Source organism: Thalassotalea hakodatensis (assembly GCF_030295995.1).
Lineage (GTDB): Bacteria > Pseudomonadota > Gammaproteobacteria > Enterobacterales > Alteromonadaceae > Thalassotalea_C > Thalassotalea_C hakodatensis.
Genome location: NZ_AP027365.1, coordinates 2,543,247 through 2,566,572, shown reverse-complemented (window position 1 = coordinate 2,566,572; position 23,326 = coordinate 2,543,247). Strand labels below are relative to the sequence as shown.

General features: G+C 38.3%; 24 protein-coding genes. 7 read left to right on the top strand and 17 right to left on the bottom strand.

Going from position 1 to position 23,326, the window contains the following annotated elements:
• Window positions 1-207: 207 nt before the first annotated feature.
• The 9 genes from QUE72_RS11280 to QUE72_RS11240 are packed head-to-tail and all read right to left on the bottom strand — an operon-like array spanning window position 208 to window position 7,613.
• Window positions 208-1,929 carry a Na(+)/H(+) antiporter subunit D gene (locus QUE72_RS11280; protein ID WP_286269083.1) on the bottom strand — a complete coding sequence of 574 codons (1,722 nt, stop codon included), beginning with the start codon at window positions 1,927-1,929 and terminating at the stop codon, window positions 208-210.
• Entirely contained in the window at window positions 1,922-2,179 is a 258-nt protein-coding gene (locus QUE72_RS11275) for a hypothetical protein (RefSeq protein WP_286269082.1), read from the bottom strand. The genes QUE72_RS11280 and QUE72_RS11275 overlap by 8 nt, the downstream gene beginning before the upstream one ends.
• Window position 2,180: 1 nt before the next feature.
• The gene (locus QUE72_RS11270) at window positions 2,181-3,689 is read right to left on the bottom strand and encodes a monovalent cation/H+ antiporter subunit D family protein (RefSeq protein ID WP_286269081.1); all 1,509 of its coding nucleotides are present in this window, start codon (window positions 3,687-3,689) and stop codon (window positions 2,181-2,183) included.
• Window positions 3,686-5,191, bottom strand: a complete 1,506-nt coding sequence (locus QUE72_RS11265) for a monovalent cation/H+ antiporter subunit D family protein (protein WP_286269079.1) — start codon at window positions 5,189-5,191, stop codon at window positions 3,686-3,688. Before QUE72_RS11265 ends, QUE72_RS11270 begins: the two co-directional genes overlap by 4 nt.
• Entirely contained in the window at window positions 5,191-5,547 is a 357-nt protein-coding gene (locus QUE72_RS11260; RefSeq protein WP_286269077.1) for a cation:proton antiporter subunit C, read from the bottom strand. Before QUE72_RS11260 ends, QUE72_RS11265 begins: the two co-directional genes overlap by 1 nt.
• Complete coding sequence (locus tag QUE72_RS11255) at window positions 5,544-6,524, bottom strand: DUF4040 domain-containing protein (protein ID WP_074499236.1); 981 nt, start codon at window positions 6,522-6,524, stop codon at window positions 5,544-5,546. The genes QUE72_RS11260 and QUE72_RS11255 overlap by 4 nt, the downstream gene beginning before the upstream one ends.
• Entirely contained in the window at window positions 6,524-6,850 is a 327-nt protein-coding gene (mnhG, locus tag QUE72_RS11250) for a monovalent cation/H(+) antiporter subunit G (protein ID WP_074499237.1), read from the bottom strand. Before mnhG ends, QUE72_RS11255 begins: the two co-directional genes overlap by 1 nt.
• Before the next feature lie 23 nt (window positions 6,851-6,873).
• Window positions 6,874-7,140 (bottom strand): monovalent cation/H+ antiporter complex subunit F, encoded by a 267-nt coding sequence (locus QUE72_RS11245; protein ID WP_074499238.1) that lies wholly within the window; start codon window positions 7,138-7,140, stop codon window positions 6,874-6,876.
• Entirely contained in the window at window positions 7,137-7,613 is a 477-nt protein-coding gene (locus QUE72_RS11240; protein ID WP_074499239.1) for a Na+/H+ antiporter subunit E, read from the bottom strand. The genes QUE72_RS11245 and QUE72_RS11240 overlap by 4 nt, the downstream gene beginning before the upstream one ends.
• Before the next feature lie 515 nt (window positions 7,614-8,128).
• Between QUE72_RS11240 and fadR the strand changes: the two genes are divergently transcribed.
• Entirely contained in the window at window positions 8,129-8,839 is a 711-nt protein-coding gene (gene fadR / locus QUE72_RS11235) for a fatty acid metabolism transcriptional regulator FadR (RefSeq protein ID WP_286269074.1), read from the top strand.
• Between the two features lie 36 nt (window positions 8,840-8,875).
• Here the strand turns inward: fadR and QUE72_RS11230 are convergent, their stop codons facing one another.
• The 4 genes from QUE72_RS11230 to QUE72_RS11215 all read right to left on the bottom strand — a co-directional run bounded on the left by QUE72_RS11230 (window position 8,876) and on the right by QUE72_RS11215 (window position 14,509).
• Window positions 8,876-10,387, bottom strand: coding sequence for a SpoVR family protein (locus QUE72_RS11230; protein WP_286269073.1), 1,512 nt, complete (start codon window positions 10,385-10,387; stop codon window positions 8,876-8,878).
• A gap of 28 nt (window positions 10,388-10,415) precedes the next feature.
• Window positions 10,416-11,693, bottom strand: coding sequence for a YeaH/YhbH family protein (locus QUE72_RS11225; RefSeq protein ID WP_074499242.1), 1,278 nt, complete (start codon window positions 11,691-11,693; stop codon window positions 10,416-10,418).
• 25 nt (window positions 11,694-11,718) lie between these two features.
• Window positions 11,719-13,653: a PrkA family serine protein kinase gene (locus QUE72_RS11220; RefSeq protein ID WP_074499243.1), complete on the bottom strand. Its 1,935-nt coding sequence runs from the start codon at window positions 13,651-13,653 to the stop codon at window positions 11,719-11,721.
• 274 nt (window positions 13,654-13,927) lie between these two features.
• Window positions 13,928-14,509 carry a Fe-Mn family superoxide dismutase gene (locus QUE72_RS11215; RefSeq protein WP_286269070.1) on the bottom strand — a complete coding sequence of 194 codons (582 nt, stop codon included), beginning with the start codon at window positions 14,507-14,509 and terminating at the stop codon, window positions 13,928-13,930.
• Between the two features lie 260 nt (window positions 14,510-14,769).
• Between QUE72_RS11215 and QUE72_RS11210 the strand changes: the two genes are divergently transcribed.
• The 3 genes from QUE72_RS11210 (at window position 14,770) to QUE72_RS11200 (ending at window position 16,523) form a co-directional block, all read left to right on the top strand.
• Window positions 14,770-15,117 carry a Grx4 family monothiol glutaredoxin gene (locus QUE72_RS11210; protein WP_074499245.1) on the top strand — a complete coding sequence of 116 codons (348 nt, stop codon included), beginning with the start codon at window positions 14,770-14,772 and terminating at the stop codon, window positions 15,115-15,117.
• A gap of 85 nt (window positions 15,118-15,202) precedes the next feature.
• On the top strand, window positions 15,203-15,808 hold the full coding sequence (locus tag QUE72_RS11205; protein ID WP_074499246.1) for a peroxiredoxin: 606 nt from the start codon (window positions 15,203-15,205) through the stop codon (window positions 15,806-15,808).
• Window positions 15,809-16,145: 337 nt separating this feature from the next.
• On the top strand, window positions 16,146-16,523 hold the full coding sequence (locus tag QUE72_RS11200) for a hypothetical protein (protein ID WP_286269069.1): 378 nt from the start codon (window positions 16,146-16,148) through the stop codon (window positions 16,521-16,523).
• Here QUE72_RS11200 and rnt read toward each other — a convergent pair.
• Window positions 16,520-17,218, bottom strand: coding sequence for a ribonuclease T (gene rnt / locus QUE72_RS11195; protein ID WP_286269067.1), 699 nt, complete (start codon window positions 17,216-17,218; stop codon window positions 16,520-16,522). The genes QUE72_RS11200 and rnt overlap by 4 nt on opposite strands.
• A 332-nt stretch (window positions 17,219-17,550) precedes the next feature.
• On the opposite strand from rnt, the gene QUE72_RS11190 reads away from it, so the two are divergent.
• On the top strand, window positions 17,551-18,417 hold the full coding sequence (locus QUE72_RS11190) for a flagellar protein MotY (protein ID WP_074499249.1): 867 nt from the start codon (window positions 17,551-17,553) through the stop codon (window positions 18,415-18,417).
• 39 nt (window positions 18,418-18,456) lie between these two features.
• Here QUE72_RS11190 and rrtA read toward each other — a convergent pair whose 3' ends face one another.
• Window positions 18,457-19,053 carry a rhombosortase gene (rrtA, locus tag QUE72_RS11185; RefSeq protein ID WP_286269065.1) on the bottom strand — a complete coding sequence of 199 codons (597 nt, stop codon included), beginning with the start codon at window positions 19,051-19,053 and terminating at the stop codon, window positions 18,457-18,459.
• 119 nt (window positions 19,054-19,172) lie between these two features.
• Here rrtA and QUE72_RS11180 point away from each other — a divergent pair, with 119 nt between their 5' ends.
• Both QUE72_RS11180 and ggt read left to right on the top strand, forming a co-directional pair.
• Window positions 19,173-19,769 (top strand): tRNA-uridine aminocarboxypropyltransferase, encoded by a 597-nt coding sequence (locus tag QUE72_RS11180; RefSeq protein WP_074499251.1) that lies wholly within the window; start codon window positions 19,173-19,175, stop codon window positions 19,767-19,769.
• Window positions 19,766-21,547, top strand: coding sequence for a gamma-glutamyltransferase (gene ggt, locus QUE72_RS11175; RefSeq protein ID WP_286269062.1), 1,782 nt, complete (start codon window positions 19,766-19,768; stop codon window positions 21,545-21,547). The genes QUE72_RS11180 and ggt overlap by 4 nt, the downstream gene beginning before the upstream one ends.
• Window positions 21,548-21,593: 46 nt before the next feature.
• Here the strand turns inward: ggt and QUE72_RS11170 are convergent, their stop codons facing one another.
• Both QUE72_RS11170 and cysK read right to left on the bottom strand, forming a co-directional pair.
• Window positions 21,594-22,028 carry a hypothetical protein gene (locus QUE72_RS11170; protein WP_286269060.1) on the bottom strand — a complete coding sequence of 145 codons (435 nt, stop codon included), beginning with the start codon at window positions 22,026-22,028 and terminating at the stop codon, window positions 21,594-21,596.
• Window positions 22,029-22,125: 97 nt separating this feature from the next.
• Window positions 22,126-23,094 (bottom strand): cysteine synthase A, encoded by a 969-nt coding sequence (gene cysK, locus QUE72_RS11165; RefSeq protein WP_074499253.1) that lies wholly within the window; start codon window positions 23,092-23,094, stop codon window positions 22,126-22,128.
• Window positions 23,095-23,326 lie beyond the last annotated feature (232 nt).

Genomic DNA, 23,326 nt, shown 5'->3' with positions numbered 1-23,326 from the left:
CCTTTTTTCTAGGTTAGCTAAAAAATCGGCAGATTTATAACAGGGTCATATTGTGGTTGCAAAGACTATTTTCATCTAAATTAATTCTATTGGTAGGCAAGTCTACTCTTTTATAGAGTGAACGACGTCACTATAGGCTTAAAAAAATAAAGCTCCCATTATGTAGGAGCTTTATCAAATGAATTGGTATTAAATCGCTTTAATACGCTAGATGTAATACAACAATAAATAGGCAACAAGTAAAATTGCCACCCAAACTACCATCGTATCAGTAAGCCAAAATCGAGCAAAGTAGCCTCTAGGTTCATTTTTATCTGCATCGTATGAACGCTGTACTATATGCTTAATTGACATTACCACAGCAAGTTCAGCACGTTGATAGCTGTGATAGACAGCACTGGCAACCCGTTTTATTACATTCGGTGCCAATTTACGATAAAACCAATCCGCATCTAAGTTTGTAGAGGGCAACTCAGGTGGATACATGTTTCGTTGGTTAAGCCATACGAAAGCAAGTGCAGAGAAGAATAACAATTGTAATTGCGTTAATACATGCGTTAAGTCATACGGTTGGTAGTTTGCTTCCCATGGCAGCAATGCATAAACCGTTTGTGCAGGGAATGAACCAATAACCACACAAGCTACAGCTGCTAAAGTCATGGCAATTAGCATATTACGAGGTGGCTCTGTGGTTCTGATGCCAGAATCATGAGCAAAGAATGCGAAGTAAGGAATTTTGATCCCTGCATGATGGAATACACCTGCTGCAGCAAACAATAATAATAGCCAAACGACATCGTAGCCTTCAGCAACTGCCGCACTCATAATCATCGATTTAGAGACAAAGCCACTAAAGAGCGGGAAGGCTGAAATAGATGCAGCGCCGACAATACAGAGAATGGTCGTTTTAGGCATGCTTTTGTATAAGCCTCCTAATTCGGAGCCATTTATTTTCCCTGTCATATGTAACACAGCCCCCATCGTCATCATTAACAAACCTTTAAAGATAACGTCATTGAAAGCATGTGCAACAGCACCGTTTAACGCGACCGCTGTACCAATACCTATACCGACTATCATAAAGCCGATTTGGTTAATTAAACTGTACGCAAGTACGCGCCTTAGATCATTTTCTATAACAGCAAAGAAAATTGGAAAACATGCCATAGTGACACCAATCCAAACAAGTAATTCAGTGCCAGGGTAGCCACGAGCAAAAGCATAGACTGCTACTTTGGTCGTAAAAGAAGCTAGAAATATTGTTCCTGTAGGCGTAGCTTCAGGGTAGGCATCAGTTAACCAATTGTGTACAAAAGGAAAAGCACATTTAATACCGAAGGCTAAAAAGATTAACCAAGCACCAATTTGTGCAATACCTTGATGTTCTAAACCAATCTCAGTAAACAATAAACTATCATTGACTTGAGCGTAGATAAGTAGACCTGCAAGCAACATAACACCTGAGAGTACTTGAATAATTAAATATCGTAGACCCGAAGCGTACGCTTTATCAGTTCTTCTGGCCCAAATTAAAAATACTGAAGTAAGTGCGAGTAACTCCCAAAATACAAACAGGGTTAATAAGTCACCAGCAAATACAGCACCAACAGCACTTGCTGCATAGGCTAATGCTGCAACATGTTGAAGGGTATCTTTAATATGTATCGCGTAAACAATAGCGATAAACGAAGCAATATGAAAAAGATAGCCAAACATTAAACTGAGCTTATCGACCTTTACGGGTTCTAAGGTATAGCCCATAAATTCTAATGACCAAAATACACCAGTATCTAGACCATAGATATTTAACGCACCAATAATGGGTACGATTAACATCACAGTGTTTCGTAACCAACCACGTAAAAATAAAGCGGCTAGCGCCCCGAATAATAGCGGTAAAAAGGGCGGAAGCAGTATTAAGCTATTCATCGTAATAATCTTCCTTACGCATTAAAAACTTTCTCATTTCGGTGGCGATTAATACCAAAACGACACAGCCAACAAAACCATAGAGAGCATAAAATGCAGGAATGTTTTCCCAGTCATGATAAATATGGCGGTTAACAACAAGGTCTACAATCACGAGTAAAGCGCAAATGATATAAAAAACTCTTAACATTTTACGAATGTTTTCAGGCTTATCGAAGAAGCCACTTTGTTCATGGTTTTGCTCAGCCATCTTAACCTTCTCCATTAGTAGCAACGCCCGGAATAAGATTGATTAAATCAATCAAGGGCTGTGGATAGAAAAATAGTACAATACAACCTAAAGATGTTACCGAAATAGCGATTAACATAGGTAAAGGTGCTTCTTGTGTTTGCTGCCAACTCCAAGGTTGGTTATCAGTACTTGCTTTATTAAAGAATGCTTTGATTGGTATAGGTAATAAATACGCTATATTCAGTAATGAGCTTATCATTAATGTAGCTACAATTAATAATTTATCAGTTTCTAGGGCACCAATGGTTAAATACCATTTACTCCAAGTACCAGCCATTGGCGGTAGACCTATAATGCTAATAGCACCTATAGCAAACGCGGCCATGGTAATCGGCATTTTCTTACCCAAACCAACCATTTCTGAGATGTTTTTCTTGTGACTAGCAACCATAATGGCGCCAGCACAGAAGAATAGTGTAATTTTACCAACCGCATGGGTTGCAATATGGAGTGCAGCACCCGCACTCGCTATAGAGGATGCTAATAGGGCACCAACAACAATATAGCTTAGTTGACTAACTGTAGAGTAGGCTAACCTAGCTTTTAAGTTGTCTTTAGTCATGGCGATACATGAAGAAAGTAAAATAGTAGCGGCGCCAATATAGAGCATTATATCAGTGGTCGCTAACTCTTTAAGGGTATCTAAACCAAAGATATAAATGACGATTTTTAAGATGCTGAAAACCCCAGCTTTGACTACTGCAACAGCATGCAACAATGCACTGACAGGCGTAGGTGCCACCATTGCTGCAGGTAACCAGCGATGAAACGGCATAATTGCTGCTTTACCAATACCGTAGCAAAATAATACTAATAAAATAGCCATTATCATTTTGCTATGCGAGTTATCAAAAACTCCACCGGCTTGGAAGGTTAAATTACCTGTTAAAGCATAGGTACCCATAACGGCAAAAAGTAAAAATAAGATTGATGTACTTAACAAAATACCTAAATAAACACGTCCGCCTCGTTTGGCTGCATCATTGCCAGCATGTGTTACCAATGGATAAGTTGATAATGTTAATACTTCATAGAAAATAAAGAGAGTTAACAAGTTTCCAGAAAAACAGATAGCCATTACGGAGCTAATCGCTAAGGCAAAACAGCAAAAAAATCGTGTTTGATTCTTTTCGTTGTGGCCACGCATATAACCGATGGCATAAATGCTGGTGACGATCCAAAGGAAACTGGCTACTAGCGCAAATAGTACCCCAAGAGGTTCTACGGTGAAGCTGAGCGCTAACCCCGGAAACAAATCAATGACGTGTTGCTGTAATACCACACCTTGAAATGTGTAATCGGTAATGGCGAGCACTATCGTAAAGAGTATCGCCGCCGTTACTAACGTTATTGTTTCTCTTAAATTAGGGAATTTACCTGCTGCAATTACCAGTAGAGATCCAATAAAAGGGACTAATATTGATAAACTAATCAGTAGTGATGGGTCTATATTTTGCCAGAGGTTCATAATGCTACCCCCGCTGGGTTATATCCTTGAAACAGCCATTGCGATGCACTTGTTGCAGCTTCAACCGTTAAACTGGTATTAATTCCAAAATAAATGTTTGCTAAGACCAGTATCCACATCGGCATAAGCATTAACCATGGCACTTCTTTAATGTTGTTAGCATCTTGAGACTCCGGCGGTTCCTGAAAGTAAGCAGCTTCTAATACGCGGCCGATATAAACGACGGCTAATAAAGAACCTAATAAAACTAAAGCTGCAACTATCCATAGGTCTTGTTCTAACGCTGCAGTCACTAAATACCACTTGCTGACAAAACCAGCGGTTAGGGGCACACCAATAATGCTTAACCCAGCAATAGTAAAGGCTGCCATCGTAAGTGGCATTTTCTTACCTAAACCTTTAAAGGCTTCTATGTTAACTGAACCCATACGATAGAACACCGCACCTACCGCCATAAATAATGCGCCTTTCATTAATGCATGGTTGAAAATATGAATTAACCCTGACATAAGACCAGGGATACTCACTAAACTAATACCCAGTACCATATACCCTATTTGAGCAACACTACTGTAGGCAAGTAGGGTTTTTACATTACTTTGCACAGTTGCCATATATGAGCATTTAAAAATAGCAACAATGGCTAAAATCATCAGTATGATTTCCATGCTCATTGTTTCGAATACATGTGATGCACCAAACACCGAGAATATGAAGCGTATCATCACGTAAACGGCAACTTTGGTGGCAGTACTTGCAAGGAATGCGGTTACTGACGATGGCGCATGGGTATAAGCAGCAGGTAGCCACATATGTAGTGGGAAAAGTGCAAGCTTTAAACTTACACCTACCATAATAAAAGCGAGGCCGGTATTTAATGTACGATTGCTTTCAAAGGCTGCCATTTTCGTTGAGAGATCAGCCATGTTCAGCGTACCCGTTTTCATATAGAGCATGCCAACCCCAATGAGAATAAAGGTAGCTCCTATAGTACCCATGACTAAATAACGAAAGGTTGCTGTTAAACAACGGCGATCAGACGCTAGACTCACTAATGTATAAGTAGCTAACGAAGATATTTCTAAAAAGACGAATAAGTTAAAGGCATCACCGGTAATTAACATACCAGATAAACCCGTTAAACAGAGTAAATGCGCTGTATAATAAAGTGAATGATTAGAGGTATTGATTTCTTTTTCAATACTGTCTTTTGAATAGATTAATACCAAGGTTGACATTGCACTGACGGCTAATAAAACAAAAGCATTAGTGACATCAACGTTAAGTTCAATTCCCCAAGGAGGTGGCCAACCACCCAGCGCATAACTTAATGCGCCATCAGAAAGCGTTATCATTAACAGTTGCCATGATGCGATACAAGATAAAGCACTGACTAACGTTGCGAACGCCCAAGTAAGCATTGAACGCCCTAAAATAAGCGCAATAGGTGCTGCAATAAGAGGCAGTATAATAGGTAGAGTGGCTAAGTGTTGTTCAATCATCAGATAGCATCATCCTTGTTTTCAAATTCATTTTCTTCAACCGTACCGTATTCTTCTTTAATACGTACAATTAGAGACAAAGCAACGGCTGTAGTAGCAACACCAACAACAATAGCGGTTAAAATCAGTACATGCGGTAATGGGTTAGAATATTGAGTAGCCCCTTCGGTTAAGATAGGTGCCGTGCCTCCTTTAACTTTACCCATTGATATATAAAGCATAAAAACCGAGGTTTGAAAGATGTTTAAACCAACAACTTTTTTTACTAGGTTGCTCGCTGAAATAACAATATAAAACCCTGTCATCATCAAGAATACGACGATCCAGTAATTGTAGTAATCTGCAATAAAACTCATTGAATATTCGCCCTCTCAATTTGGCTGTCAAAGGCATAAAAAATACTGAGCATAACGGCGAAGACTGTTATGCCCACTCCAAGCTCTATTAGAATAATGCCGTAATGTTGACCGGATAACGGATTTTCAGCTAAATAATTGTAATCAAGAAAGTTGCCTCCCATTGCCATACTGTATACGCCAACTCCAGCGTACAGAAGTACGCCAAACACGGCGAGGATTCGTAAAAACGTAGGACCAACCACTTTAAAGACATTTGATAAACCAAAGACCAATGCATAAAGAATGAATGCAGCAGCAGCAATTACACCTGCTTGGAATCCTCCACCTGGACCAAAATCACCATGAAACTGCACATAAAGCGCAAACAAAATAATCATAGGAATAACAATTTTAGCGATCACTTGTAATACTCTATGCGCTTTAATGCCAGATTCAGGATTTTTATCTGCGTCACGTTTTCTAAGCCTTAACAGCGACAACACGCCAATCATTGCAGAAAATACAACCACGGTTTCTCCTAGCGTATCGAACCCTCGATAGCTTGCTAACACTGAAGTCACCATATTAGGCAAACCAATTTCTTTTGGAGACTCTTCAATGTACCTTGGCGCAACGTGTTCATGAACAGGGTTTTCGGCATGACCAAAAGGAGGCATGTCGAGCGTACCGTATATGAGGGCAGCGCCTGTAACGACCACTATGAGTAACGGTAAAAGCTTTGATTTGGCAGGAGGTGTTTCTGTACGCCCGGTTATAGCGATTGTGCCTAACATCAATACGGTTGATATACCGGCACCTACGGCAGCTTCAGTAAAAGCAACATCAACAGCATCAAGGTTGATAAAAATTAACGCAGAAAGAAAGCTGTAGATACTAAATAGCATTACAACTGCGAATAAATCTTTAAGAAAAATAATGCGCAATGCGGTTAATGCTAGCATTGCGAGTAAGACTAAATCGATTAATAGTTCCATTAAGGCTCATTCTCCTTTTGTTGTTCTTTTTCTGGCATAGAAAGTAAGCCACCATGTCGGGCTGACTTTGCTAGAACATGAGATGCCGTCGGACTCGTGATTAATAGAAAAATCAAAATAAATAATAACTTAGCAGTATTCAGATCTAAATTGGTTTGTAATATAAGACCACCAAGTACCAATATTGCTGCAATCGAATCGGTAACACTGGCGGCATGAACGCGCGTAAAAAAATCAGGGAACTTAAAAAGACCAACGGCACCGCTTAGCCCGAAAAAAGCACCAAAGATAAGTAATACACCACTGATAATGTCGAGTAATAACATAAATTAACCCTTATAGGTGATGATTAGTCGATCGGTGCTGTATATTCGAAAAAACGAAGTACAGCTACCATACCAATAAAATTAATGAGTGCATAAACGATGGCGATATCTAAAAAATCAGGTCGCCCCATGAGATAACCAACAACAGCAATAAACAAAACAGTTTTAGTGCCAAACATATTAACACCGAGGATTCGGTCATAAACGGTTTCAGCTTTAAATGCTCGTGCTAAAGCTAATGCCATGACCACTAGAATTGTAATACATACAGCGGCAAGAACGGGTGTCATTCGTTTTCTCCCCAAATAATTTTTAATTTATTTTCCATATCACCTTTCTTAAGTCTATCAATAGATTTTTTTTGAAGCGCGTGGACTGTTAATTCATCACCTTCTAAATCTACACTCAGTGTTCCTGGTGTTAAGGTAATAGAGTTGACGTATAAAACACGAGAATTATGCGGTATTTTGCTGACATTTATTTTTGATAATGATGGCGATACACTTTTAGAGGGGCCCCAAACAAGCTTAGTTACTTGTAAACTCGAGCGGATGATTTCGCTAATTAACCATAAGAAGTAACGCAAAACCCTATACCCGGTACTTACTGACTTTTCTTGTTGGTCAACGTTATCCATGCGTTTAATCACAACAATAACAATAGCAACTGATATTAAACCAAAGGTGAGCAGTAATGGTTGATAATACCCAGAGAGCAGAAGCCAGAAACCGAAAAGTAATATTGCCCATTTCAACAGATGCATAATCGTGACCTTTTTGTTATCACTAAAACCTAACGGACTTCTAATAATCTTTATATTCAATTCGTTAACTTAATTACAACGTAAAAGCACAGGCTTTTTAAATTAAAATGCTACTTTGATAGGCAATCTGTTAAAGGGTTAGTTACACCCGTTTGACGGTTTTATCGGCAAACGTCTATACGTATCATCTGTTAGCAGTAATTTATGTTCTATAGGTTAACGCTATTTCGTCGAAGGTTCTCGTTATAATGTTTATATTAGTTATTGTAAATTATACGAGTTTTCAGTTTATGTCTAATAGTATCGTTTGTAAAATAGATTCATTATTATTATTAGAAAACTGTTTAAATATTTATGATTGCTGCTTACCTGAATTATCTTTAATTCATTGATTTTTAATCTTTAAATTATATTTTCGTTGTTGCTTAACTATTACTGTCACTAATTTTCTTGTGCCAAAATATTCTTCTGGTACAATCAGTTCACTTTTAATTAACGTCGTTGCGTGGAGCCTTATGGTTATTAAAGCACATAGTCCGGCAGGGTTTGCTGAGCAGTATATAGTCGAATCCATCTGGAATGGGGGCTTTCCTCCAGGATCAATTTTACCTGCAGAACGAGAGCTTTCTGAATTGATTGGAGTAACCAGAACGACACTTAGAGAAGTATTACAGCGATTAGCTCGCGATGGCTGGTTAACCATTAAGCACGGCAAACCAACTAAAGTGAATAATTTCTGGGATACGTCTAGTTTAAATGTGCTTGAAACACTTGCACAATTAGATCAAGAGGGCGTTCCTGACTTAGTTGATAATTTAATGTCAGCTCGCACAAACATCAGTGCCATCTATGTTCGTGGTGCAATCAGAAACAATCCTGAAAAAACCATTGAACTACTTGAGGCGTATAAAGATATTGAAGATACTGGTGAAGCGTACGCTGAATTTGATTACCAACTCAATAAAGAATTGGTGGTTGCATCAGGAAATCCGATATATTTATTGATTTTAAATGGCTTTAAAGGCTTATATTCTCGTATTGGTAGTTTATATTTTGCTCACCCAAAAGGTAGAGAAATCTCGAGAGCTTATTACGATAAACTTATTGAATTAGCAAAAGAAAATAAATTTGATGATTCAGTTTTAACCGTGCGTAAATATGGTGTTGAATCAGGAAAACTGTGGCTAGAGCTTAAAGAAGATGTATTAAAAGAGCTTTCTGCCTAGATTGAATTGAAGATAGAAATGGCGAGCAACGTGTCGTTAGCTCGCTTTTTCTTTTTCTAATGCGGGACATTGCGCGATAACCTTTTCTTCGCCGTGATGTTCTTCAACTAACCTAACGTCAAATTGCCATAAGTAATGTAAATGTTTCATGACCTCTTCGCTTGATTCGGCTAGCGGAATTTCATTGTGGGGTGTGTATTTTAGGGTTAATGATCTATCGCCACTCACATCTGCGTTTATTACTTGAATGTTAGGCTCAATATTACTTAAATTGTATTGATTAGAAAGTGACGTTCTTAATGCTTGATAGCCTGATTCATTATGTATCGCTGCAATTTCAACAAAATTTTCTTTTTCATCATCGTGAATATGGAAAAGTTTAAAATCACGCATTAGTTTGGGTGATAGAAATTGACTAATAAAGCTCTCGTCTTTGAAATTTTCCATTGCAAAGTGCAGCGTTTCTAACCAGTCGCTGCCGGCAATATCAGGAAACCATTGTTTATCTTCTTCGGTGGGGGCTTCGCAAATCCGTTTAATATCGATGAACATATTAAAACCAAGAGCGTATGGATTTATGCCTGAATAATATGGGCTGTTGTAATCGGGCTGTGCAACAACATTAGTATGGTTGTGTAGAAACTCGATCATAAATTGATCGCTCAGTAACCCTTCATCGTATAAGTGGTTCAAAATAGTGTAATGCCAAAAGCATGCCCAGCCCTCGTTCATCACTTGTGTTTGTTTTTGAGGGTAAAAGTATTGTGATACTTTTCGTACTATTCGCACTATTTCACGTTGCCAAGGTTTTAATAATGGCGCATTTTTTTCAATGAAGTATAAAATGTTTTCTTGTGGTTCTTTTGGAAAGTTATCTGCATGTTTGGTCTTTATTTGTTTATCAGCAGGTAACGTGCGCCATAAGGTGTTCACTTGAGACTGTAAGTATTGTTCACGTGCGGTTTGACGTTTAAATTCTTCTTCGAGTGAAATTTTTTGTGGGCGTTTGTATCGATCAACGCCATGATTCATGAGTGCATGGCAAGCATCTAAACAAGATTCCACCTCATCTATTCCATATTTATGTTCGCATTTTGCTATGTAGTTTTTAGCAAAGAGTAAGTAATCAATTATTGAACTGGCGTCAGTCCATGACTTAAATAGGTAATTTCCTTTAAAAAAACTATTATGGCCATAACAGGCATGCGCCATCACTAACGCTTGCATCGTTATTGAATTCTCTTCCATTAGATAAGAAATACATGGATCTGAATTGATGACAATTTCATAAGCGAGCCCCATTTGACCTCGTTTATAGTTTTGCTCCGTTTGAATAAATTTTTTCCCATAAGTCCAATGGTTGTAACCTATAGGCATACCTACACTGGCATAAGCATCCATCATTTGCTCAGCGGTGATTACCTCTATTTGATTTTTGTAGGTGTCTAATTTGTAATGTTTAGCAACACGGGCTATTTCTGTTTGATACTGATCTAATAGTTCGAAGGTCCAGTCAGGGCCATCAGATAACATCTTCTTTTTAACCATTTCAGCTTCCTCCAAGTAGGGCAGAGTACTACGCTACTTGTTGCGTGTTTTTCTTAAAGAGCTCTCTAAATACAGGGTAAATATCATCTGCTGTTTGGATATGTTGCATAGCAAAATGTGTATTTGTTTGCGCTACTTTTTCATATTGTTGCCACAGTGTTTGATGAGCGCGCTGGGTAATTTCAATATAGGAAAAGTACCGACAGGCGGGCATAATTTTATCCATCATTAATTGATAGCAATGGGGTGAATCATCTGCCCAATTATCGCCGTCAGATGCTTGTGCGCCGTAGATATTCCATTCTGTTGGGTTATATCTGTCATTGATGACTTGTATCATTAATTCTAAAGCACTTGATGCGATAGTTCCGCCAGTTTCTTGTGAATAAAAAAACTCTTGTTCATCGACTTCTTTTGCTTGGGTGTGATGGCGAATGTACACCACATCAATTGTGCTATAGGTACGCGTTAAAAAAAGATACAGTAAAATGTAGAAACGTTTAGCAATATCTTTAGTGGCTTGATCCATAGAGCCCGAAACATCCATTAAACAAAACATCACGGCTTTTGATGTAGGCATTGGTTGGCGAGCATAATTTCTAAATCGTAAGTCGAAAGTATCGATAAAAGGTACAGCTGCTATTTTCTTTTCGAGGGCGTTTATTGCTTTTTTAAGCGTTTTTATTTCTGCTACGTGATCAAACGTGTCTGCTTCAAGATCAGCAAGTTGTAATTGTAAGGCTTTTAATTGTTTTCTTTTTGAGGATGTCATCGCAATGCGGCGGGCCACAGAGCCTTGTAATGATTTTACAATGTCAATGTTTGCTGGCACACCTTCAGCACAGTAACCAGATCGAACAGTTTTGTAATCAATTAATTTATTGAGTTGGTTTTTCTCTAGGTTAGGTAATTCCAGATCTTCAAACAGTAAATTTAAGTACTCGTCTTTAGAAATGGAAAAGACAAAATCGTCTTCCCCTTCGCCACTATTACTTGCTTTACCTTGACCTGAGCCTTGGCCACCTTGTTGTGGCGGACGTTTAATGCGATCGCCTGCACTATATTGATCATTTCCTGGGTGTACTCGATCACGCACGCCGCCTTTACCTTGATGAAAAACAGGCTCGGATAAATCTTTTTTCGGTATGGTAATGCTCTCACCACTTTCTGTGTCGGTGACACCACGATTATTTATAGCGCGCTCAACCGATTTTTTAATTTGCGACTTATAGCGCCTAATAAAGCGTTGTCGGTTCACCGTACTTTTATTTTTACCATTTAACCGTCGGTCAATAAAGTTTGCCATGATTACTGCTCCTGCCAAACGCTTGTTATGACGCTTTTCTTACACGTAAATACCACTCAGATAATAGTCTTACCTGTTTTTTGGTATAGCCTTTAGCCATCATACGTTTGACAAAGTCGTCATGTTTTTGCTGATCATCATTGGAGGTTTTTGCATTGAATGAAATAACTGGCAGTAGGTCTTCGGTATTCGAAAACATTTTCTTCTCTATCACAGTGCGCAGTTTTTCATAACTGGTCCAATTAGGATTTTTACCTTTGTTATTTGCACGAGCCCGTAGAACAAAGTTAACAATTTCATTGCGAAAATCTTTCGGATTGCTGATCCCCGCGGGTTTTTCAATTTTCTCTAGTTCATTGTTTAATGCTTCTCTATCGAATAATTGCCCCGTTTCCGTATCGCGATACTCTTGATCTTGTATCCAAAAATCTGCATAAGTTACGTAGCGATCAAATATGTTTTGTCCGTATTCTGAATAAGATTCTAAATAGGCGGTTTGAATTTCTTTACCAATAAACTCAATGTATTGTGGCGTTAGGTATTCTTTTAGGAAGTTTACATAACGCTCACTGGTTTCTTTAGGTAGTTGTTCTCGTTCGATTTGTTGTTCGAGTACATAAAATAAATGGACAGGGTTGGCAGCAACTTCTGCGTGATCAAAATTAAAAACACGTGATAATATTTTGAAGGCAAATCTTGTTGAAAGCCCTGACATACCTTCATCTACGCCTGCATAATCTCGGTACTCTTGAAAAGATTTTGCTTTAGGATCGGTGTCTTTAAGACTTTCTCCGTCATAAACGCGCATTTTAGAAAAAATACTTGAATTTTCTGGTTCTTTTAATCGTGATAACACACTAAATTGCGCTAATGTTTCTAAGGTATCAGGCGCACATTGTGCGTGACATAATTCACTATTGGTTAGCAGCTTTTCATAAATTTTAACTTCTTCAGATACACGCATACAGTAGGGTACTTTAACAATGTAAACGCGATCTAAAAACGCTTCGTTATTCTTATTATTTCGGAATGTTTGCCATTCAGATTCGTTAGAGTGAGCTAATAAAATTCCATCAAATGGTAGGGCTGACAAACCTTCTGTTGGATTGTAGTTGCCTTCTTGCGTTGCAGTTAGTAAGGGATGTAATACTTTTATTGGTGCTTTGAACATTTCTACAAACTCCATTAACCCTTGGTTTGCTCTGCATAAGGCGCCTGAGTAACTGTATGCATCTGGATCATTTTGGGCGAAATGTTCTAATTGGCGGATGTCAACTTTACCTACCAGCGCAGAAATATCTTGATTGTTATCATCGCCAGGCTCTGTTTTTGCAATAGCAAGTTGATCAAGGATAGAAGGGTAGGCTTTTACAACGTCGAATTTGCTGATGTCGCCTTTAAATTCATGTAAACGTTTGGCAACCCAGGGTGACATAATGGTATTTAAATAGCGTTCTGGGATCTGATACTCTTCGAGTAAAATTTTACCGTCGGCATTTTTATCGAATAAACAAAAAGGATGATCATTTACTGGGCTACGTTGTCCGTTTGCGCTAAGCACGTAAATAGGCTCTTGCTGCATTAGGGCTTTTAATTTTTCAGCAAGCGAAGACTTTCCCCCACCTACTGGACCAAGTAAATAGAGTATTTGCTTCTTTTCTTCAAGCCCTTGAGAGGCATGTTTAAGGTAGGAAACTATTTGCTCTATTGCTTCTTCCATGCCGAAAAACTCTTTAAAGGCAGGGTAGCGAGAGATGACGCGGTTTGAGAAAATACGTGATAATCGGGGATCATTGGCAGTGTCGATCATTTCGGGTTCACCAATGGCTGATAATAGGCGCTCTGCTGCACTTGCGTACGCCATTTTGTTGTCTCTACATAAAGACAGGAACTCTTGCACTGAACAAGTTTCTTCCTGAAGTTCATCATATCGAGATTGATAATGTTTAAAGATGCTCATAACCGTCTCCTCGAAAAATGTACTCGAATGCGGTGGCGCGACTGCTTTCAGTTAACGGGCTTTACTGTACGTTTACTAAGTTAAACAATGCTTGCCAAGGCAATTAAAAGTCTTAATTTTTAAAGCGCTACTTTAAGCTTAGTACGGATTCTTTAAGATGATAGAATTTATCGAGAGAAATATATAACCATGAAATATAACGAGGTAGAACGTCATCAGTCAGACATAAAAAAACCAGCGGCAGTGCGCTGGTTTTTTAGCAAGAATTTTTTATTTAAGCAAAATTTGCAGAAGCAAATTCCCAGTTAATTAATGCCCAAAATCCTTCTAAATAGCTTGGGCGAAGATTACGGTAATCAATGTAGTAAGCATGTTCCCATAAATCCACTGTCATTAACGGTGTTAAACTATCATCAGTTAATGGCGTAGCTGCGTTAGACGTGTTTACAATATCAACACCGCCATCCGCTGTTTTCACTAACCATGTCCAGCTTGAACCAAAGTTATTTACTGCTTTCTCGTTAAAAGTGGTTTTAAATGCTTCAAATGAACCAAACTTTGCATTAATTGCTTCTGCAAGTGCGCCTGTTGGCTCACCGCCGCCGTTAGGGCTTAAGCTGTTCCAGTAAAAAGTATGATTCCAAATTTGTGCTGCGTTATTGAAAACACCGCCGTCTGAAGCTTTAACTATGTCTTCTAAAGACTTACCTTCGAAATCAGTACCTTCAATTAAGCCGTTTAATTTTACTACGTACGTATTGTGATGTTTACCGTAGTGATACTCTAAAGTTTCTTGTGAAATATGTGGAGCAAGTGCATCCATCGCGTAAGGTAATGCTGGTAACTCAATAGCCATTTATACTCTCCAGGAATTGATTAGAAATATTTATTTTGCCCTAAAATAAATTAGTGGTTTGAATTTAAAATAATCCGAGTAAAATACTCAGGTATTTTTAATTATGCATAGTGTACTCAAATATATAGGTATTGCTAGCCCAATTATCAAGGCTAAGCGCTTTTATTTAAATATTTTTATTATTAGTAGTTACATCATTGAATAATGGCAATGTAATCTCCACTATGTATTGTGTTCGCGTAAATAGATAGAGGCATAAAATGGATACAGTAGAACGTATTAAACAGCAAATCGCAGAAAACAGCATTTTACTATACATGAAGGGTTCACCTAAGTTACCAAACTGTGGTTTCTCGGCACAAGCGTCTCAAGCATTAATGTCTTGTGGTGAAAAATTTGCTTATGTTGATATTTTGCAAAATCCTGATATTCGCAGTGAATTACCTATTTATGCCGATTGGCCTACATTCCCTCAACTATGGGTTGAAGGTGAGTTAGTAGGTGGTTGCGATATTATTATTGAGATGTATCAGCAAGGTGAATTAGCGCCTCTAGTAAAAGAAGCAGCAGAGCGTGCAGCTGCAAAAGAACAATCAGAAGAAAAATAATTTTCAGAACAGGTTGAATTTATTCCTGATGCCTCAATACTATTGAGGTATTAGTAAACATACATAAATAACATTGGAGAATAAAATGAGTGTATTAGTGGGTCGTCCGGCGCCAGACTTTACGGCAGCAGCAGTATTAGGTAGCGGTGAAATTGTAGATAGCTACACATTATCCGAAGCAATTAAAGGTAAAAAAGCTGTTGTATTTTTCTATCCTTTAGACTTTACATTTGTTTGTCCATCAGAGCTTATTGCATTCGATCGTCGTATTGAAGAATTCAAAAGTCGTGGTGTTGAGGTCATTGGTGTTTCAATTGATTCACAATTTTCACACAATGCATGGCGTAACACCCCAGTAAATGAAGGTGGTATTGGTCCAGTTCAATACACGTTAGTTGCTGATGTTAAACACGAAATTTGTCAAGCATATGATGTTGAACATCCAGAAGCTGGTGTTGCATTCCGTGGTTCATTCTTAATTGATGAAGAAGGCAATGTACGTCATCAAGTAGTGAATGATTTACCATTAGGTCGTAACGTTGACGAAATGTTGCGTATGATCGATGCTTTACAATTCCACCAAGAGCACGGTGAAGTATGCCCAGCAGGTTGGAATAAAGGTGATAAAGGTATGACTGCTTCACCAGAAGGTGTTTCGTCTTATTTAACGGATAACGCTGATAACTTATAATTTAAGTTAATGCTTTTTAAAAACCGACGTATAACGTCGGTTTTTTTGTGCCTTTCAAACGTTGCTTTGCAATAGCGGGCTATTCCTACAGTAATATGCCTTGAATTCAGCAAAAAAGTACCTCGTTAGAAAGAACAACATTTGTTAGGCTATTGAACTTATTAGTATTACACTATTTCTTATGCAAACCTGAGGTTAATATAGGTTAATGGGTGAAGAGACATTAAAATATTAAGTTTGCCAATAGTGATTACTGCGACTTTTTATGTAACGGGGATTAAACAAAATAGACAAATGCATCTATGATATAAGATAGCACCGACCGTTAAGGAAAAATATGCAGTTACCAAAGTCTATTTATGAAAACCTTCCTTACCTCTATTTTTTGATCAGTGGTGCACTTTTAACACTAGGTGAAACAAGCCATGTATTCATTTTTTCAGCATTTATTTTTTATATGGCGGCTTGCATTGTTTTGGTCAAAAGGTCGGCATTTCGTCGTTTAGATAAACAGTACCGTAAACAAAACAAGAGATGGTTACCTGAACTTATCTATGAATACTTACCATTTGTTTATCTTGCGATTGGTGTATTTTTACTGATGATTGGAACAAGTGATTTGCTTCAATTTTCTGCGTTTGCATTGATTGTTTGGGCGGTAAGAAACCTAGTTTGCCGGCGTCATAATCGACAACGTAAACAATCGCTGTTTTAATCGTTGCTAACGGGGTCAACTGCAGAGGAGGTGGGTAATGGCCACCCACCTAATTGTTGCCACTTATTTACGATGTAACAATAAAGTTCTGCAGTTTTCTCAGTGTCATATAACGCAGAATGCGCTTCTTTGTTATCAAAGGCTAATCCCGCTGCTTCGCACGCTTTTGCTAAAACGGTTTGTCCAAGCGCCAAGCCTGATAATGTTGTGGTATCAAAACTGACGAAAGGGTGAAAAGGGGTGCGTTTTATTGAACAGCGCTCAGTAGCTGCATTAACAAAGCCTAAGTCAAAAGCAGCGTTGTGCGCGACCATAATGGCACGTTTACAGCCAGCAGCTTTCATTTTTTTACGAATAAATTTAAATGTTTCTTTTAATGCTTCGCTTTCTAAAACGGCAGCCCTTAGCGGATTAGTTGGGTCTATTCCGGTAAACTCTAATGCTGCAGGTTCAAGGTTTGCTCCTTCAAAAGGCTCAACATTAAAGTGTATGGTTTCATCGAGTGATAACATGCCGGTTTCTTCATTAAAAGATAGCGTAGTAGCTGCTATCTCTAATAATGCATCTGTTTGCGCATTAAAGCCTGCGGTTTCTACATCAACAACAACGGGAAAATACCCTCTAAAACGCTCTGAAAATTTATACGTTGTTGGCGTTTCAATGTTTGATTGCTGGTTACTACTGTTATCGAGCATTAATTTTTTATCTTTGGACGTGCTTTGTGGCTATTATCGCAGAAATTTTTAGTGAAAACTAACTCGGTGGAGAATAAATCGTTATCAATTCGCAGTTTTACATTACTTGCGGTAAACTCACTATGACGTTGATTGTTTTCTAGCCTTTGGTTGTGTGAACTTTCAATGAACGTAATAAGATTCATGTCATAGATCGATAGGTGAACAATAAAAAGCGGGTTTTTGCCTGCATCCTTTCCCTAGTTTGTCTGTGTTGTGGTTATTAAATAATTTTTAAAGTAATTTTGAACCGTGCCGATATAAGTTTTAAGCCAAAAAATTGAATAGTGATTATGAAAAAAATACTTATTGCTGCCTCAATCGCCTTGTTTGTAAGCCAAGCTAGTGCTGGTATTCGACAATATCAAGCAGATATAGCAAGTTCTAAGTGGCACTTGGTCGATGAATCAAGGCTACAATGTACGTTATCGCACAGTATTCCCAATTATGGTGAAGCCACATTTTCTGCGAAAGCAAATCGAAATTCAAATATGCTCTTTGAGTTAGATATGCTTGGTTTACCCGATAACTATTCATTAGCGGAAGTACGTTCAGTTGCGCCTAATTGGCGACCAGGTAATGCCGGCAGAACGCTCGCGAACATGAAGCTTCATAAACAGTTTTCTCCTGATCTCCCTAAAAAAGTTGCGTGGACATTACTTTCTGAATTAGAAAAAGGCATGTCACCGACCTTCTATTATAATGATTGGTACAACGATCACGATAAAGTGTCAGTAGGGTTATCAACTTCACGTTTCCACAAGGCATATCAAAAATTTGTTTCGTGTGTTGGTAACTTATTGAACTATAGTTTTGATGATATTTCATATACGGTGTTAAATTTTGAATTTGGTAGCGATAAATTTACTAAAGCGTCGAAAAGAAAAATTAACATGATCAGAGAGTATTTATCGTTAGATCAAGAGTTAGATATTGTGTTAATTGATGGCTTTACCGATAGTTACGGCGGTAGAAATACAAACTTAAAAACGTCTGAGAAACGTGCGAATAAAATACGCCAGTATTTTATTGAAAATGGTATTGAACCTAGCCGAATTGAAGCGAAGGGTTATGGTGAAAAGCGCCACATAGCCTCTAACCAAACGGTTTTAGGTCGAGCAAAAAACCGCCGCGTTGTGATCAGAATGGACAAACCTTAAATGTAATTTTCAAGAATAAAGTCTTTTATTTACAAGGCTTTATTCTTTTTTTGTTACGAAGAAAAAATCAGTGCTTATTACGTAAATAATTCCTGCAATTATTCCCCATAAATGTGCATCTATCGCAACATTCGCATCAATCATATTGGCGAGTTGCTCGCTAGCGCCGAATAATTGTTCATAACCAACCTTAATGAGCACGCCAGCAAGAAGAAGGTAGCCGGTGTGATCTTTTTGCTTTATGTCTTGAATAGCACCCCAAATAAATAATGCGTGTAGTACCCCTGACATACCTACGTATCTTTGTAACTCTGGTGAACTGTAATAAACACCGACACTAACAATAATGGCTGCAATAAACATAAGTAAAGGAAATTCATAGCGATAATAATAACGGCGATGTAGTAAAAATAATAACGCTAAGGCTGCCAAATTAAGTAGTAAATGGAGGTGGTTTGTATGTAACATGTGACTGGTAAGCAGTCGCCATAACTGTCCTTGCTCAAGAGAAGATCTGTCAAACTCAAAGAGTTGATAATATTGTTCATTTAGGAAAAATGCTAAAATACAAATGAGAAAAAGCGCTATTGGATAAAGATCTGTACGGCGTAGTGGGAAAGGTAATAGCATAGGCATATAATGGCTTTTTAAGTTGGCTGTCTCGTGTTAATAATGTAGTGGCATACCATAGGGTTTCTTTGCATTTTCAGCCTGCTAGTTTCTGTTTATCAATCACATAATTCAAGATTTTATTTATGCCTAGAGCAATATGCCAAAGTTGTCAGCGACCTAAAACCAGTTGTATTTGCCGTTTATTTGTTTCAATTATCAATGATATTGAAATTGTTATTTTACAGCACCCAAGTGAGGTTAAGCAAAGCAAAGGTAGTGTTACGTTGTTAAAGGGCTCTTTGCAAAATTGCCATGTATTGCAAGGAGAGTCTTTTAAGGGTAATGCCGATTACCAAAAATTATTTTTGCAAAAAAATCATAACACGGTTTTGTTATATCCTAGTGATAAATCTGCATTAATTAGTCAGCTGAGTAACAAAAATCATCAACAAGGTGCAATTGAAAGAATAATTTTATTAGATGGTACATGGAAGAAGGCCTATCGAATGTATATGTGTAACCCTGAACTTCACTCGTTACCGCATATTCGCTTACCTGATAATATATCTAGCCTATATGATGCTAGATCAACCACTAAAAAAGGTGGCTTATCTACTTTAGAGGCTGCTTGTCATACATTGTCAGAATTAGAAGACAATGATATAAAATACCAAGAATTATTAAATAGCTTTAAAGCGTTTAACCAACAACTATTAGCCTTTAGACCTTCTACTTTATGAGGAAATTACTTTTGTTTAAGCCGTACTCCGTTACAAGTGCATTAATTGCGAGTTTATTCGTTTTTCAACCTATGCAAAGCTGGGCTAGTAATACCCCATACCATGTTCAAGAAGATAGGGAGCCTGAAGCAGCGACTGGGATCACGGTGAAGCAGGCTGTAATTAAAAAGCAGTTTATGGTTGCTGCTGCAAACCCTTATGCGACGAAAATTGGTTATAATATTTTAGATCAAGGAGGTAGCGCTATTGATGCCGCTATCGCTGTGCAATTAGCGTTGACCTTAGTGGAGCCTCAATCATCAGGTATTGGGGGAGGCGCCTTTATTCTTCATTGGGACAAAAAGCATCAACATTTAACAACGTTTGATGGGCGAGAAGTTGCACCAAAAGCAGCAACGCCTGATATTTTCTTAGATAAAAAAAATAAAGCTGTTCCATGGATTAAAGCAGTAGTTGGTGGGCGTTCTGTCGGCGTTCCTGGAGTGTTGGCGGCGCTAAAAAAAGCGCATGATAAATATGGTAAGCTTCCTTGGAAGCACCTTTTTACTGATGTGATAACGCTTGCCGAAGAGGGTTTTATCGTTTCACCTCGTTTACAAAAATTAGTTGAAATGCAATACAACCCAGGCATCACTGAACTTGATGAAATTAGGGAATACTTTTTCCCTAATGGTCATGCAGTAAAAGCGGGCGATACACTGAAAAATAAAAAGTTAGCTAAGGTGTATCGTAGTTTATCAGAAGAAGGTATCAGTCCTTTTTATCAAGGCTGGATTGCAAAGAGTATCGTCAAGGCTGTGCAATCTTCACCGGTAGCTCCTGGCAAGCTGTCTACTGAAGATTTAGCAAGCTATCAAGCGAAAGAAGTGCCACCAGTATGTGGTAGCTATCGTGATTACCGTATATGCGGTATGGCGCCTCCTAGTTCAGGTGGTGTTGCGGTATTGCAAATTCTTAAACAACTTGAACCTTTTGACATAGCAAAATTAGCTTTTGAAGATGCGCAAACAGTCCATTTATTTACACAAAGTTCGCGTTTAGCTTTTGCTGATAGAGCAAGATACATTGCAGATGATGATTTTGTTAACGTGCCTACAAGTACGTTAGTGAGTGAACAATACCTTAATCAACGAAGTAAACTCATTAATATTCATCAAGATATGGGTAAAGCAACAGCAGGTGAAGTTGAATCATTAACAGCATTAGCTGATAACGTATCGATAGAGTTACCTTCAACGAGCCATATTTCGATTGTTGACGCTGACGGTAATGCTATCTCTATGACGACGAGTATTGAAATGGCATTCGGCTCTGCAGTGATGACAGAAGGTTTTATATTAAATAATCAGCTAACAGATTTTTCATTGGCACCTACGGTTGATGGTAAGTTGGTTGCTAACCGTTTAGAAGCAAATAAACGACCAAGAAGTTCTATGGCACCAACCATGGTGTTTAATGGAGATGATCTGACACTGGTGGTTGGGTCGCCAGGAGGCAGCAGAATTATTAACTATGTTGCTCAAACTATTATGGGGGTATTAGATTGGGGGCTTGATCCGCAGCAGGCGATAAATATGCCTAAGGTGACCAACCGCAATCGTATTACCACCTTAGAAAAGGGAACGTCCATAGTGGACTTAGCAACAGAACTAAAAGCGAAAGGGCACGAGATTGCCATTCGTGACTTAAATAGTGGTATTCACGCTATTGAAGTAAAAAAGTCTAGTTTAGTGGGGGGAGCTGATCCAAGACGTGAAGGGACAGTAATGGGGAAATAAAAAGCCCGAGTATTCTCAGGCTTTTAGCTACTTCCATGCTCGTATGTTAGAACGGATCTTTTAAAATTTTATTGATGACCCAAGTATCGTCTTTTTGAATTAACGAGATCCGTTTAACATCTTTATATACTTCTCCGTGGTAAGTTCCATCAAAATAAACGGTAATGACGGCTTGATCTTTAAATTGCTCTCTCACTTTTACACCGGTATCGTCTGGCTTAATTTCTACTTGATCAAATGACATGTTAAATAAGTGACGAGCCACTGCACGAGGTGACTTGTAATGTAAAATTATGCGCGCTAATTTGGGAGAGCAAACAGACGCAGCTTTCTGTACATCTCTTTCGTTATAAAGTGCATGAAAAAACGCTATGGTGATTTTCTCAGGGTTGTCTAATTCTTTAATCTCATCTTCATTACCGCCACAAGCAGCTAACATGGCCAAACAAGGTAGGACAATAAGTAAAATATATTTTCTCATGATGATATTACAATCTAAACTGAATATAAGGCAATAATACATTATTTTGGCCAATAAAAAAGGCGCATGGTGCGCCTTATCTTATTGAGTTATGTGCTTATTGCACTAGTTCTTTATCAGAGAAGCTATCAGTGAAAAGCGCACTTGATAAATAACGCTCTGCTGAACTCGGTAGAATAACGACAATATTTTTACCTTCATTTTCGGGTTTTTCAGCTAATCTCTTCGCAGCTACTACTGCAGCACCTGATGAAATACCGGCTAAAATACCTTCTTCTTTCATGAGCTTGTGCGCCATTGCCATAGCATCTTCATTTGATACTTGTTCAACAGCGTCAACGACAGAAAGATCTAAGTTGCCAGGAATAAACCCAGCACCAATGCCTTGGATTTTATGTGGTCCTGGTTTTAATTCTTCACCCGCTAACTTTTGACTAATCACAGGAGAATCGGTAGGTTCTACGGCAACAGAGAGTACATCTTTACCTTGTGTCTTTTTAAGGTAACGACTAACGCCTGTAATCGTACCGCCAGTACCCACACCTGCAACAAAGATATCAACATTACCGTTGGTATCTTCCCAAATCTCAGGACCGGTTGTTTTTTCATGGATTTCAGGATTCGCAGGGTTTTCAAACTGACCTAGCAACACATATTTTTCTGGTGCTGAATCTTTAATTTCTTGTGCTTTAGCAATTGCACCACCCATACCCTTTGCGCCATCGGTTAACTCTAATTTTGCTCCAAGGGCCGCTAATAATTTACGGCGCTCTAAGCTCATAGTTGCTGGCATCGTTAGGGTAATAGCATAACCTCTTGCTGCAGCAACGAAGGCTAATGCAATGCCTGTGTTGCCACTTGTAGGCTCAATAATTTCTTTGCCTTCGACTAACTCACCACGCTTTTCAGCATCCCAGATCATGTTTGCACCAATTCGGCATTTAACACTAAAGCTTGGGTTGCGTGCTTCAACTTTTGCATAAACATTACCGCTCGTAACGCGGTTTAATTTTACTAGAGGGGTGTTACCAATTGCGGTTGAGTTATCTTGGAATATATTTGCCATGTGCGCATCCTTTATTCTTGCTTAATCAATTTCAATGTTGATCAGCATGATCGAATTTATCATTGTTTGTTTGTATACTTTTAGGGAGTGTGTATTTTGTCATGGTTTTTACAAAAAATTATTTGTATATTTACATTAATAAAGTGCCAATGTGTATACATTTTTGAGGTATTCACAAAGGCTAGCATTCAGACTAATAGTACATTTCAAAAAGTCATCACACCCTAGTATG